The 14,382-nt window shown below is 37.6% G+C and carries 6 protein-coding genes; 2 read left to right on the top strand and 4 right to left on the bottom strand.

Annotated elements, in window-relative coordinates; translation table 11 throughout:
* Positions 1-94: 94 nt before the first annotated feature.
* From thrC to ACZZZI_RS07865, 4 genes are all read right to left on the bottom strand, one after another.
* Entirely contained in the window at positions 95-1,405 is a 1,311-nt protein-coding gene (gene thrC, locus ACZZZI_RS07880) for a threonine synthase (protein WP_463489105.1), read from the bottom strand.
* 74 nt (positions 1,406-1,479) lie between these two features.
* Positions 1,480-2,442, bottom strand: a complete 963-nt coding sequence (locus tag ACZZZI_RS07875) for a homoserine kinase (RefSeq protein WP_424059505.1) — start codon at positions 2,440-2,442, stop codon at positions 1,480-1,482.
* A gap of 147 nt (positions 2,443-2,589) precedes the next feature.
* Positions 2,590-5,040: a bifunctional aspartate kinase/homoserine dehydrogenase I gene (thrA, locus tag ACZZZI_RS07870; protein WP_316762658.1), complete on the bottom strand. Its 2,451-nt coding sequence runs from the start codon at positions 5,038-5,040 to the stop codon at positions 2,590-2,592.
* A gap of 779 nt (positions 5,041-5,819) precedes the next feature.
* Positions 5,820-6,266 (bottom strand): GyrI-like domain-containing protein, encoded by a 447-nt coding sequence (locus tag ACZZZI_RS07865; protein ID WP_463489104.1) that lies wholly within the window; start codon positions 6,264-6,266, stop codon positions 5,820-5,822.
* 359 nt (positions 6,267-6,625) lie between these two features.
* Here ACZZZI_RS07865 and gcvP point away from each other — a divergent pair, with 359 nt between their 5' ends.
* Positions 6,626-9,502 (top strand): aminomethyl-transferring glycine dehydrogenase, encoded by a 2,877-nt coding sequence (gene gcvP, locus ACZZZI_RS07860; protein WP_463489103.1) that lies wholly within the window; start codon positions 6,626-6,628, stop codon positions 9,500-9,502.
* Between the two features lie 860 nt (positions 9,503-10,362).
* Complete coding sequence (locus ACZZZI_RS07855) at positions 10,363-14,202, top strand: TIM-barrel domain-containing protein (RefSeq protein ID WP_463489102.1); 3,840 nt, start codon at positions 10,363-10,365, stop codon at positions 14,200-14,202.
* Positions 14,203-14,382 lie beyond the last annotated feature (180 nt).

The following is a 14,382-nucleotide window of genomic DNA, read 5'->3' as shown; positions in this document are numbered from 1 at the left end:
GTAAGTCGGGATTGCAAATCCCGACTAGTGGATAGAGTTGCTCGAGATTTGCAATCTCGAGCATTATTTCTGTGGATTTATAATCCACCCGAGATTAAGCTTTATCTAATAAATAACTTTTAAATATTTCAAAATCAGCTTTTAATTTATCTGCATGCTGCAGTTTGCTCTCTAAAGCAGTTACCTGTTCTGGTATTTCAATTTTTGCTGCAATATCTTGAGGGAAGATATCTGGGAATTTACAAGCGTGAGCGGTAGATAAGAACACAGCAGCACTTTCATCAGCAGGGTTTTCTTTTCTGAATTTTTCAATGGCTAAATAAGCAATGGCGGTGTGCGGACAAGCAACATAATTAAATTTAGCATCGATTTCTTTAATGCCTTCAAGGGTTTCTTCATCATTGAAACGATAAGAAGTAACAACCTTTTTCAAAGCATCAACATTATTGTTAAACAAATCCATAATGCGAATCCAATTACTTGGTGCACCAACATCCATCGCGTTAGAATAGGTTTGAGTTGATGGTTTGGTTTCATAAACGCCAGTTTCCAAAAAGCGTGGAACCGTATCGTTTATGTTTGTTGCAGCGATAAATTGTTTTACTGGTAAGCCTAATTTATAAGCTAATAAACCAGCGCCGATGTTGCCAAAATTTCCACTTGGAACAGAAAAGATTACATCATTTAAGCCTTGTTTTTTAAGCTGCGCATAAGTGTTGAAGTAATAAAAAGTTTGCGGAATTAATCTCGAAATATTAATCGAATTTGCAGAAGTCAAACGAAATTTTGCGTTCAGTTCATCATCAGCGAATGCTTGTTTAACAAGGGCCTGGCAATCATCAAAAGTTCCTTTTACCTCAATGGCTCTAATATTTTGTCCGTTTGTGGTTAATTGCAACTCTTGTATCGGACTTACTTTTCCCTTTGGATAAAGAATAGTAACACGAGTATTTGGTACACCTAAAAAACCCAGAGCTACAGCGCCACCTGTATCGCCAGAGGTGGCGACCAAAACATCCAATAATTGTTCTCCATCCTTTAAAAAATAAGCCATTACACGACTCATGAACCGTGCTCCGAAATCCTTAAAAGCCAATGATGGGCCATGGAAAAGTTCCAGTACAAAAGTTTTATCATCAAGTTTTACAGCTGGTGCTTCGAAGTTAATCGCATCATCAATCAAAGCCTTTAAATCGTCAGCAGGAATTTCATCTTTCAATAAAGTTGATGCGATTTTATAAGCGATTTCTGGTAAAGAATATTGTTCAATATTTTGGATAAAATCTGCATCCAGTTGCGGAATTTCTACTGGCATATATAAGCCTTTATCCTGCGGCATGCTGTTAAAAACGGCTTCTTTAAAAGAAACACGTAAATCTTTATTGTTGGTTGAGTATAGTTTCATTAGTGGTTTAAGGTTTATGGTTTAAGGTTTAGGCGCTTTATCCTCACGCTTTTGCCTTAAACCTCATGTCTTTCTTACATTACCCTCGGTCCCTCGGCGTTAACCGAAGAAACGTAAGCTTTGCTGTTGATATTAAGTTTATGTAAGTGTTGCTGTTGGGCTTTGGTTATTTTTTTTGCAGTATCCTCGTCTTTGGTTAAGGCGAAAACCGATGGGCCCGAACCTGAAATTCCGAAACCAATTGCACCATTTTCCATAGCTAGATTTCTCATTTCTTCGAAGCCTGGAATCAGGATCGAACGTGTTGGTTCTACCAAAACATCTTTCATACTTCGGCCAATTAAATCAAAATCATTCATGAATAACCCGCTAACTAAGCCTGCAACATTTCCCCATTGGGTTACTGCATCCTTTAAAAATACCTTGCTACGAATCATCTCACGGGCATCTTTTGTAGGTACATCAACTTGTGGATAAACAATTGCGGCATACATTCCAGCAGGTGTTGGTAATGAAATTACATCCAATGGTTCGTAACTTCTAACTAAAACAAAACCACCCATTATTGCAGGAGCAACGTTATCTGCATGACCATAACCGCAAGCAAGTTCTTCACCTTTCATGGCAAAAGGAACCAGCTCTTTAGGTGTTAATAAATCACCCATCAATTTGTTAATGGCAAATAAACCCGCAACCGTACTCGCGGAGCTCGAGCCTAAACCGCTACCAATGGGCATCTTCTTATGTAATTCGATTTCAACACCAACATCCAATCGGTTAATGTGTTGCAAATAATGTTGAACGCTGGCGCTTACTGTATTTTTGGCAGCATCTAAAGGTAATTTACCATCATCGCCGGTAATCCTTTTTATGATCACACCAGGCGAATCGGTTAAGCGCATTTCAACTTCATCGCCAGGCTCATTAACAGCGAAACCCAGTACATCGAAACCGCAAACTACGTTGGCAACAGTTGCAGGAGCGAAAACTCTAACACTCTGTCCCCCTAAAATAGGAGTTGCCTTTCCATTCTTCATGTCTAATGTTTCAGCAGGGCTTATATTGTTATTTGACATTTTCTATTTTTTTTTTACTGCCTAAGGATTAAATCCAAGGCTATTTACTTTTTAGTCTCTTTCTATTTCCATCACGCCTGTAGTTCCGGCTTTAGGGGGCTATGGGGTTTATGGGTTCTGCCCAACATTTATAATATCTGCAAAAACACCTGCGGCCGTAACTTCTGCACCAGCACCAGGGCCTTTTACCACTAGCGGACGAGATTTGTACCTGTCTGTGGTAAAAGAGATAATGTTATCACTTCCCGAAAGCATATAGAAAGGATGGCTATCATCAACCATTTGCAAGCTGATTTCTACGCTGCCATCTTCCAGTTTCCCGATGTAACGTAAAACTTTACCATCGTTTGCAGCTTTGTTTTTTAAATCTTCGAAGTAAGCCGAGTTCGCCTGTAATTCGTTATAAAAATCTTCAACAGATGTTGCGTTTAAGCAAGCCTCAGGTAAAATATTGTCAATTTTCACATCAGCAGCTTCTAAAGGATAGCCTGCATCGCGAGCCAGAATTAACATTTTACGCATGAAATCTTTTCCATTTAAATCGTCGCGTGGGTCTGGTTCGGTATAGCCCAATTCCTGTGCTTCTTTTACGGTTTCGTAAAAACCAGCTTCTCCTTTAAAGTTATTGAAGATGTAAGAAATCGTTCCAGATAAAATCGCTTCGATGCGGGCAACTTTATCGCCACTCACCATCAACTCTTTTAATGTGCGGATAATCGGTAAACCTGCGCCAACATTGGTTTCATAATAAAAATCCACACCGAATTTACGGGCGGTATCTTTAAAAGATTTGTATTGAGCAAAATCGGCAGAGTTACCTTTTTTATTACAAGTAACCACCGAAATGCTACTTTCAAAAACACCCTGATAAAATTCAATTGGCGTTTCTGCTGCGGTATTATCCACAAAAACACAGTTTGGCAAATTCATGGCTTTCATTTTAGCTACGAAAGTGGCCAAATCTGCCTGTGTTCCATTGCTGCTTAATTCAGTTTCCCAATTTTCCAGCGACAAACCTTCTGCATTGAAAATCATTTTTCTGGTGTTACAAATTCCCGCAACCTTAACCTGTAAATCATTATTGGCCGCCAAGAATGGCATTTGCTCTTTCAATTGATTGAACAAAGTTTTACCAATATTTCCTGTTCCTAGGCAAAAAATATTTAGTGTACGTTTTAAGTCGGTAAAGAATGCATCATGCACCGCATTTACTGCTTTCGATAAATCATCTTTACTGATAATTACCGAAATGTTATATTCTGAAGAACCTTGTGCAATCGCCCTAACGTTAATACCATTACGACCCAAAGCATTAAATAAACGACCACTCATACCTGGTGTGCGTTTCATATTTTCGCCAACAATAGCTAAAACAGCCAGGTTGTTTTCAACCTCTGGGAGCTCCAGTTTTTTAGCGTCTAATTCCAGTTCAAATTCTTTTTTGATTAAGCTGATTGCCTGGCTGGCATCTGTCGGTTTAACTGCGAAAGTTATACTGTGTTCTGAAGATGACTGCGTAATCAAAACTACATTAATTTGCTCACGAGAAAGCAAAGAAAACAAGCGGCCGCTAAAACCAGCCTTACCAACCATACCGCTTCCAGTTAGGTTGATGATACTAATGTGGTCGATCGATGAGATGCCTTTAATGGGTAAACTCGAAGACTTTACATCACTTTTAATATAAGTTCCTCCGAAATCAGGCTCGAAAGTATTTTTAATTACAATTGGAATTTTTTTCATGAACGCAGGAATCATCGTTGGCGGATAAATCACTTTTGCTCCAAAATAACTCAATTCCATTGCTTCTGTATAACTCAATTCTGGTAAAGAAAATGCTTTTTTAACAATGCGGGGGTCGGCAGTCATCATGCCGTTTACGTCTGTCCAGATTTCGATTTCCTCGACATTTAAGGCAGCGCCCCAAACCGCCGCCGTGTAATCAGAACCACCGCGACCTAGCGTGGTAACTCTACCCGCTGCGTTGCTGGCAATAAATCCAGTAACGAAAAGCACTTTATCTTTGTTGGCCTGGTAAAAGTCGTTAATTAAGATCTCTGTTAATTCGGTATCAACCTTTGCCTGGCCGAAGTTGCTGTCGGTTTTAATTAATTCAGCACCGTTCACATACATTGCATTGCCAAAACTTTGAGCTGCAATATGTGCAATCATAAAACTCGAGCAGCGTTCGCCGTAGCTTAAAATTTGGTCTTTCGTTTGCAAACTCAACTCACGTAAATTGGTTACTGCCTGCAATAAATCTTCTAACTCATTAAAAAAGATTTTTAAGCGGGTAAATACTGGGTTTTGAGCTGCCGCTGGTAAAAGCGAGCGGATAACGGCAAAATGTTTAGCCTCAATTTCTTTTAAATGTACGTCGTAATCCTCGCCACGCTCGGCCATTTCAGCCATATCGGTAAGCAAATTAGTTACGCCACTCATTGCCGATAATACAACTATCGGATTGTTCTTCTGTTTTTCTTCGCCAACCAGGCGTAAGAGGGTTTTAATGTTCTCGGCCGAACCTACGGATGTGCCGCCGAATTTTAATACTTTCATTTTTTTTAGTTTAAATGAACCTTGCGGGTTTGTTAATTAATTTTGGTTTATGCAGTTTTCAATGGTTTTGGGTAAAAAAAAGCGCCCCGATTTGTGTCGGGACGCTTTCTGTTTTTATATTTTTTCAATTTACAACAAATTAGCCTCCCTGATTTTCTCCGGTGGTAATAATAATCGTTGTAATAATTGATGTGTTAAAATTCATATCGTCTTTGTGTACTTTGTACACCGTAAAGTAGGAGATTATTTTTTTAAAATGCAAATGTTTTTTAAATTTTCTTTAAAATTTTTTAATAAAACGTTTAAGTGGATTGAATAATGATATTTTTTGAACTGAAAACTAAAACAGATAAACTGTCATTGTGGACGGAGCAAGGCGGCAATTTCGCTTTCAAAATTAAATCATTAGAAAAGGTGCTTCAGTAATTCTTCAGTTACAGCAGTCCTGCCATTTGCTACAATCTTTTTGTGGATGCAATTGCGTTGCTATTATCGTAATTGCGAGGAGGCAAGAAGTTGTTCTTTATTTAAATAAGTAAAACAAAAAGTATTTTCGCTCCTGTCACGTTTAATTAAATTAGTTTTGAATTACTATTTGAGTCTGTTACCGTTCTGGTGGTTTAAGGAATTTGACGTCGGTCGTCATTGCGAGGTTACGAAGCAATCTTCAAGCATTCGCTGTTCGAACCCAAAAGTGTAAAATTGCTTTTATTTGTCTTTTTTCATATTCAATCCAGTTGGTTTCAACCAACAGATAATAGACAGTTACATCATATCAATTACCTTATCCCAATATAAATCTCTACTTCCGATTCGTTTCCATTTTGAGATTTTTCACCATACACCTCAAAATCGGCGTTGTATGTACGATATAAAGCAATATTATTTGCCCAAATCTCTTTCCAGGTTTCTACAACCGCGTTCGGCATTTCTCCCTTTGCAACATATCTTAAAAGCCTTTCATTATTAATTTCTCTACCAACCATTCCATCAGGAATATTGTCTAATGAATTTACCCTTTGCCCAATAATCGTGGTGTATTTTCCAGTATAGTCACTTTCGTAATCGGTATAAACGGCATAAACATCTTCGCTTTCCCTATTCGGTATTTTATTGAAAATCTCTTCTCCATAAAATCTGCTCCAAAGTTGTCCCAAATCGGTTGTGGCCTGGTTATTTTGGTTTTTGGTTTCAACTGAGATGCCAATAATTTTGAAGTTTTCCATTAGTTTAGGTTTTAAACGAAGATATTGCTTGTAACAGAGATTATGAGTTAATGTTTTCCACAAAATCACTTATAAACAAGGTGTTTAGTAAGCTTATTGGGTTGTTTGTAGATCGAATACGAATTTTAAATTACTTTAACTTTCTATATGTTCAAATCCTTAAAACAGAATTTTTAAAAGCTAAAGTTTCACCTATCCTTATATAATTTTGAAATTATTTAAAAATTGACTTATCCTACTAAAAACGTAGATTTTATCTAATGTATAGCTACGAAAATATGACGATTTGAGGTGCTTTTCCTGTTTAAAAATACTTGGCTTTTTGCTACCTTTGCAGCAAATTTATTATTCATACCCGCATGAGCTTAAATATCCATTACAAGGAAGATTTTCAAAATCGTCATATTGCACCAAATGAGGCAGATACTGCTGAAATGTTGCAGACTGTTGGCGTAAATTCTATTGATGAGCTAATTGAACAAACTGTTCCGACGGCGATTAGGTTAAAACAACCTCTAAATTTGCCTGCAGCGAAATCAGAAACTGAATATCTTGTTGCTTTAAAACAGACTTCGTTGTTAAATAAAGTTTTCAAAAGCTTTATCGGTCAGGGTTATTACGATACGATTACTCCAGGTGTAATTTTGCGTAACGTTTTCGAAAATCCAGGATGGTACACGCAATACACGCCATACCAGGCGGAGATTGCTCAAGGTCGTTTACAGGCATTGTTGAATTTCCAAACGATGGTTATTGATTTAACTGGAATGGAAATTGCCAATGCATCTCTTTTAGATGAAGGTACGGCTGCGGCTGAGGCGATGTTTATGCAATACAGCACGCGTAAAAATCAAGCTGCGAAAAAGTACTTTGTTTCGGAATTAGTTTTTCCTCAAACGATAGATATTTTAAAAACCCGTGCTAATCCTTACGGTATCGAATTGGTTATTGGAAGTCATTTAGATTTCGTTGCTGCTGAAGATTTCTTCGGTGCAATTGTTCAATATCCTGCAGGTAATGGCGAGGTTTTCGATTATAAAAACTTTGCTTCTGAATTACATAATCAAAATATTAAATTAACAGTTGCGGCTGATATTTTAAGCTTAACCTTATTAACGCCTCCAGGCGAATGGGGAGCGGATATTGTTGTAGGAACAACTCAACGCTTCGGTATTCCGATGGGTTTTGGTGGTCCACATGCTGCGTTCTTTGCAACTAAAGACGAATATAAGCGTTCAATCCCAGGTCGTATTATTGGTGTAACCATCGATAGCCATGGCGATTACGCTTTACGTATGGCTTTGCAAACCCGCGAGCAGCACATTCGTAGAGATAAAGCAACTTCAAACATTTGTACTGCACAAGCATTGTTGGCTATTATGGCTGGTTTCTATGCGGCTTACCACGGTCCGAAAGGTTTAAAAGCTATTGCAGAACGCACACATGGTTTGGCGGTAAGTTTAGCCTCAACACTTAAAGGTTTAGGTTACGAGCAATTAAATTCAGCTTATTTTGATACGATTCGTTTCGATTTAGGCGATTTAAAAGGTGGCATTCATTCAGGTTGTTTAGATAACGAAATCAACTTAAACTATGTTGGTAATGTTGCTACTATTTCAATCGATGAAACTACCACTTTTGAAGACATTGCTTTAATCGCTAAAATCTTTGCTAAAGTAAAAGCAGTAGCCGCCGATCAGGTAGAAGTTGTTGAGAATGTTGAAACCGTAATTCCATCAGCTTTACAGCGTACTTCTGAGTATTTAACACACCCAATTTTTAACTCGCACCATTCGGAGCATGAAATGTTGCGTTACATTAAATCTTTAGAGGCGAAAGATTTATCGCTTTGCCACTCGATGATTGCTTTGGGAAGTTGTACAATGAAATTGAACGCAACTGCAGAAATGATCCCAGTAACCTGGTCTCACTTTGGTCGCGTACACCCGTTTGCGCCAGCTGATCAAGTATTAGGTTATTATTCGGTTTTCAACGAACTGGATAAATGGTTAAGTGAAATTACTGGTTTCGCTGCCATGAGTTTACAGCCAAACGCTGGTGCTCAAGGCGAGTACGCTGGTTTGATGGTTATTCGTGCTTACCACCAAGATAGAGGTGATTTCCACCGTAACGTAGCTTTAATTCCTGCATCTGCTCACGGTACAAATCCTGCTTCTGCAGCAATGGCTGATATGAAAATCGTTGTCGTAAAATCGTTGGAAAACGGTAACATCGATGTGGAAGATTTAAAAGCAAAAGCAGAATTACATAAAGACAATCTATCTTGTTTGATGGTAACTTATCCATCAACTCACGGTGTATTCGAAGAAAGCATCATCGAAATTTGTGAAACGATTCACGCTAACGGTGGACAAGTTTACATGGATGGTGCAAATATGAATGCTCAGGTTGGTTTAACAAGTCCAGCTAATATCGGTGCCGATGTTTGCCACTTAAACTTGCACAAAACTTTCTGTATTCCTCACGGTGGTGGTGGTCCTGGTATGGGTCCAATCGGTGTTGCAAAACACTTGGTTCCTTATCTTCCTGGTCACGCTGTGGTAGATATCGATAAAGGAAAATCAATTTCTGCAGTTTCATCTGCACCATGGGGTTCAGCTTCAATCTTGATTATTTCACATGCTTACATCGCTATGATGGGTGCAGAGGGATTAACCAACGCTACAAAATATGCGATTTTAAACGCAAATTATATGAAAGCTCGTTTAGAGCAACACTATCCAGTGCTTTATTCAGGTGCTCAGGGTCGTTGTGCACACGAGATGATTTTAGATTGCCGCTCTTTCAAAGCTTTCGGAATTGAAGTTACCGATATTGCAAAACGTTTAATGGATTACGGTTTCCATGCACCAACGGTTTCTTTCCCTGTTGCAGGTACTTTAATGGTTGAGCCAACAGAATCTGAGCCTAAACATGAGTTAGATCGTTTCTGTGATGCACTAATCGCTATTAAAAAGGAAATAGATCAGGTTGAAAATTTAACTTTTGATAAGGTTGATAATCCATTGAAAAATGCACCTCATACCGTTTCAGTAATTACAGCTAACGAATGGGAACATGCTTACAGCCGCCAAACTGCTGCTTTCCCGCTTCCTTATGTGTTGGAACGCAAGTTTTGGCCATCGGTTGGTCGCGTAAACGATAGCCACGGCGATAGATCGTTAATTTGTGCTTGTCCACCAGTGGAGAGTTATTTAGAAGAAATAGTTCCTTAAGGATTAGGGTAAAGGGTTTAGGGTTTAAGGTTTTTCCTTTCCAAAGCGAACTCCATCATGGTTTGCCTGCTGTAAGCAGGCGAGACGGATCATAGCCTTGGTTTGTGTCCTCACAAGCCAATCATCTGCAAGTTTTATGAATCATTTTCATACGACTTGCAGATTTTTTTTGAAATCGAATGTCCAATAAAATGATTCTATTCCGATTGGTATCCGTTTTGCAATAATTATAGCATAAACCTACCGCGTTGGTTTGTGTCCTCACAAACCAAGGCGGTAGGTTTTTTTTGGTCGCCATTTCGAGCGAAGCCGAGAAATCATTATAATGAAAAACGTAGGTTCAAAGATTTCTCCATTTCATTGCGTTTCAGTCGAAAAGACGATTTTGATTTTACGGCTGCGGCCTTGGTTTGTGTCCTCACAAACCAATCATCTGCGAGTTTTTTTTGGTTGCCATTTCGAGCGAAGCCGAGAAATCTTTATAATGAAAAACTTAGGTTCAAAGATTTCTCCATTTCACTGCGTTTCAGTCGAAAAGACGATTTTGATTTTACGACTACGGCCTTGGTTTGTGTCCACACGAACCAATCATCTGGGAGTTATGAATCATTTCCATAAAGCTTTGTAGATTTTTTTTGCAAGTATTTCTGTTGTAGGGGCAGGTTTAAAGAGAAAGTAACGATCTCAAGCAGCAGCAAATGCACTTCTTACGCAAACGTTTTCGTATCATTCTCATTACTAGGACTAATTGAACCTGCTTTTAGTAATTTTATCAAAGGCTAAATCAGCCATTTAAAACCAGCTTTGATACTATTGTGAAAGCTTTTTTAAACATAAAAATACTAGCCAAACTTAAAATAATGATGAATTTATTTCTAATACTTCAACGAAACCAAAAAATGCTGCTTTCCTTTTTTTTGGTTTTATCAGCAACATATAGTTATGCTCAAGATGAGCAAAAAGAGAAGGAGCCAATTAAAATAGTTAGTGCTAAAAAAATCAATTCAACTACTGTTGAGGTACTGTATGCGAATAACGAAAAACTGCTCTTCGATTTTTATAACGAGAATATTTTTCGCTTGTTTCAAGATAATACAGGAGGAGTTCTCCGTGATCCAGCAGCAAAACCTGATGCTAAAATTTTAGTCGATAATCCAAGAAAATCACTTTCTAGTCTTTCGTTTAAGGATGATAAAAGCCAAATTTCCATTACAACAAATTTGGTTGATGTAGAGGTAGATAAAAACACTTCGCTACTTAAGGTTATAAATCTAAAAACCAAAGCCACGGTATTAGAATTATTAAAACCAATTGCGTTCGAAAAGAAAGGTGTGGTGTTAATTTTAAAAGAAAATCCGCAAGAATACTTTTATGGTGGAGGTGTTCAAAATGGTCGTTTTTCTCATAAAGGGAAAGCTATTGCTATCGAAAATCAAAACAGCTGGACAGATGGGGGCGTAGCTTCTCCAAATCCATTTTACTGGTCTAGCAATGGTTATGGCATTATGTTTTATACTTTCAAAAAAGGTAAGTATGATTTCGGTTTGAAAGAAAAAGGAATTGTAAAATTAACCCACGAAACCAATTACCTCGATTTATTTGTAATGGTTAATGCTGGTGCAGTTCCTTTGTTAAATGATTTTTATCAATTAACGGGCAACCCAGTTCTTTTGCCAAAATTTGGATTTTACGAAGGACATTTAAATGCTTACAATCGCGATTTTTGGAAAGCAGATTCTACAGGTATTGCGTTCGAAGACGGAAAAAAATATAAGGAAAGTCAGAAAGATAACGGCGGAATAAAAGAATCGTTAAACGGGGAGAAGAATAATTATCAGTTTTCTGCTCGGGCAGTTATCGATCGTTACAAAGCGCACGATATGCCACTTGGTTGGATATTGCCAAATGATGGCTATGGCGCTGGTTATGGCCAAACCGAAACTTTAGATGGAAATATTCAAAACTTGAAAAGTTTTGGCGATTACGCCAGGAAAAATGGTGTTGAAATTGGCTTATGGACACAATCAGATTTGCATCCGAAACCTGAGGTAAGTCCGCTTTTGCAAAGAGATATAATTAAAGAAGTAAGAGATGCAGGCGTTCGCGTACTGAAAACCGACGTGGCTTGGGTTGGTGCTGGTTATTCTTTTGGTTTAAATGGTGTGGCCGATGTTGGAAAAATAATGCCTGATTATGGGAAAAATAGCAGACCATTTATTATTTCATTAGATGGCTGGGCAGGAACACAGCGTTATGCAACCATTTGGAGCGGCGATCAAACTGGTGGTGTTTGGGAATATATCCGTTTTCATATTCCAACTTACATCGGTTCAGGTTTATCAGGTCAACCGAATATTACCTCTGATATGGATGGTATTTTTGGTGGCAAAAGTCCAATAATTAATGCTAGAGATTTTCAGTGGAAAGCTTTTACCCCCATGCAGTTAAATATGGATGGTTGGGGCTCGAACGAAAAATATCCTCATGCTTTGGGTGAATCTGCTACTTCCATTAACCGAACTTATTTAAAACTGAAATCGGAGCTTTTACCTTATTCTTACAGCATTGCAAAACAGGCATTAAATGGTTTGCCAATTATGCGGGCCATGTTTTTAGAATATCCTAATGCTTATACTCAAGGTAAGGCAACGCAATATCAGTTTTTATATGGACCATCATTTTTAGTTGCGCCAATTTATCAAGCAACAAAAGCAGATGAAAAAGGAAATGATATTAGAGATGGAATTTACTTGCCAGAAGGTGTTTGGATTGATTATTTCACAGGTGAAAAATATGATGGTAATCGAATCCTTAATAACTTCGATGCCCCAATTTGGAAACTGCCTGTTTTTGTAAAAAATGGAGCGATTATTCCGATGGTTAATCCTAATAATAATGTTTCAGAAATTAATAAGAAATTACGGATATATGAGTTTTATCCAGCTGGAAAAACTTCTTTTACAGAGTACGACGACGATGGTACAACTGAAGCTTATAAATATGAGAAAGGTGTATCTACTTTAATAGAAAGCAATGCGGATGACAAGTTAGACATTCATATTCACGCTGCACAAGGTAGTTTTACTGGCTTCGAAAAAGTAAAAGCTACCGTTTTACGTATCAATCTAACCGAGAAACCTAAGTCTATTTCTGCTAAAATTGGAAAACGGAAGGTTAAACTTAAAGAAGTTAATTCGTTGGGCGATTTTTCAAAACTGGAAAACGTTTATTTCTACGATGTTGCTCCAAATTTAAATCAATTTGCCACAAAAGGTAGCGATTTCGAAAAGCGTGTTTTAACTAAAACCCCTCAATTGTTGGTGAAATTAGCAGCTGCTGATATTACTTTGAATGAAATTTTAGTAGAAGTTCAAGGCTTTGTATTCCAGCCTGTAAATAAACAAAAGATAAAAACAGGATCGCTATCCGCACCAAAGCATGTAGCAATACCCGATAAAAATAGTGAAGCTTTTAGCTTAAAACCAAGTTGGAGCAAAGTGGATAACGCTGATTATTACGAAATCGAATTCGACAATATGAATTACAGTACCATTAAAGATACTACATTGGTTTTCGATGGCTTAAGCCCTGAAACCTACTATTCATTTAGGATTCGTGCTGTAAATAAAGATGGGAATTCGAATTGGGAAACATTTAGTGGGAAAACAAAACCCAACCCTTTGCAATTTGCCATTCAAGGCATTGTTGGCGAAACTACCGCCAAAAATCAGGAGAGCTCAGGCATTGAAAATCTTTTCGATTTCGATGAAAGTACTATTTGGCATACTGCATGGGGCACTAAATCAGTTCCTTTCGATTTGGTGATGGATTTAAAATCAGTTAATCAATTAGAGAAATTTAACTACGTTCCTCGCTCGGGCAGAGGGAACGGTATTTTATTAAAAGGTACAATTTACTATAGCAATAATAAAGAAACGTGGACAACCGCAGGAACTTTTGAATGGAAAAATAATGGCGATGTAAAAACCTTTGCCTTTAACGGCCAGCCAAGCGCGAGGTATATTAAAATTGCCATTACCGATGCTGTAGGAGGCTTCGGATCGGGTAGAGAGTTATATGTTTTTAAAGTGCCTGGAACAGAAAGTTATTTGCCTGGCGATATTAACAATGACCGTTTAATTGATAGAAATGATTTAACCTCGTACATTAATTATACTGGACTGAAAAAAGGTGATGCCGATTTTGAAGGTTATATAAGCAATGGCGATATAAACAAAAATAATGTAATCGATGCTTATGATATTTCTGTTGTGGCTACCCAGTTAGAGGGCGGAGTAGGCAGTAATAACATAGATAAAGTTTCTGGTAAAATTGAAATTTCAACTTCAAAACAAGCTTATAATAAAGGTGAAACGATTGAAATTAAAGTGAAAGGGACTGATTTATATTCGGTAAATGCACTGGGTTTTGCTTTGCCTTACAATTCGCAAGATTATGAATTTGAAAGCATAAAAATAGTTGGAACAAAAGCTATGGAAAACCTAACAAACGATAGGCTACATACGGATGGTAAGAAAGTGCTTTATCCTACTTTTGTTAATGTCGGCGAAAAAGAAACACTTAATGGGACGCAAGAATTGTTTATTATAAAACTGAAAGCTAAGCGAAATATTAAATTTGATTTAAAAGCTGTTGATGGATTGCTTGTTGATAAGAAGCTGAATTCGGTTAAATTTTAAGATTACAATAATCGTTATTGTGAGGTACGAAGCAATTTATTTTGTTGCAAGGATTACTTCGTACCTTACAATGACGACATTTTTGTTTAATTTTTCTTTGTCATTCTGAGGAACGAAAAATCTCAAGGCAATGAAAAACTACCTTATTAAACTACCAAACTAATTTACTTCGTTAAATTT

This window comes from Pedobacter sp. AC190, assembly GCF_979258025.1.
Note: the sequence above shows the minus strand (reverse complement) of the source record. Positions and strands in the feature narration are given on the sequence as shown.

Excerpts from the sequence above, each read along its gene's own strand:
- thrA (WP_316762658.1), bottom strand. The coding sequence starts at position 5,040 with ATGAAAGTATTAAAATTCGGCGGCACATCCGTAGGTTCGGCCGAGAAC.
- ACZZZI_RS07865 (WP_463489104.1), bottom strand. The coding sequence starts at position 6,266 with ATGGAAAACTTCAAAATTATTGGCATCTCAGTTGAAACCAAAAACCAA.
- ACZZZI_RS07855 (WP_463489102.1), top strand. The coding sequence starts at position 10,363 with ATGATGAATTTATTTCTAATACTTCAACGAAACCAAAAAATGCTGCTT.
- ACZZZI_RS07875 (WP_424059505.1), bottom strand. The coding sequence starts at position 2,442 with ATGAAGAATGGAAAGGCAACTCCTATTTTAGGGGGACAGAGTGTTAGA.
- thrC (WP_463489105.1), bottom strand. The coding sequence starts at position 1,405 with ATGAAACTATACTCAACCAACAATAAAGATTTACGTGTTTCTTTTAAA.
- gcvP (WP_463489103.1), top strand. The coding sequence starts at position 6,626 with ATGAGCTTAAATATCCATTACAAGGAAGATTTTCAAAATCGTCATATT.